Source organism: Psychrobacter sp. 1Y4, assembly GCF_051847555.1.
The window spans coordinates 1-580 of sequence record NZ_JBPYDE010000889.1 but is presented as its reverse complement, the minus strand read 5'-3'; the positions used below and the strand labels follow the sequence as shown (position 1 = coordinate 580).

Annotated in this window: 1 pseudogene; it reads left to right on the top strand. The window is 37.4% G+C overall.

Annotation, left to right across the window (positions count from 1 at the left end):
* Nucleotides 1–303 precede the first annotated feature (303 nt).
* A pseudogene (locus ACS8FC_RS19430) lies at nt 304–580 on the top strand (bestrophin family protein); the annotation flags it as partial.

Sequence of the window (580 nt, the reverse complement as noted above, 5' to 3'; positions counted from 1 at the left end):
TATCTTAATGTGTTTATTGCAAACTCATCCAATCTAATAATGCTAATAAAGCTACCGAAATTAGTTTGATCATTTAGAATAATACCTTTTTTGCTATTAATTGGCTAAAGCGATTTTAATAGTTTTCCACATTTTTTGTTTTCACTGTTATACAACGACCTGATCATAAGGAATGCTATTGAATTTTATAGAAATGTTACCCCTTCCCTAATTGCAAAACACTCTTTACAGACTCCAATTCTATATTAAAATCATACTGCACCTTCAATACTGTGCTCATAGAACCCATCGCTAGGAAAACCCATGATTGTCCGGCAAACACCCCATCCTTTTAAGATATTTTTCGCCCTTCGCGGTTCAATCATTCCAAAAATCTATCCGCAAATTTTGCTGATTACTATTCTTAGTACGCTCGTCACGATTATTCAGCACTGGCTTCCTGACTCTTTTCCTTATTATGGTATCGCGACTTTTACCTTACTAGGGATTGCTCTATCGCTGTTTCTCGGATTTCGGAACAATGCCAGCTATCAGCGTTGGTGGGAAGCGCGAGGGCTTTGGGGTCAGTTGGTTTATGATT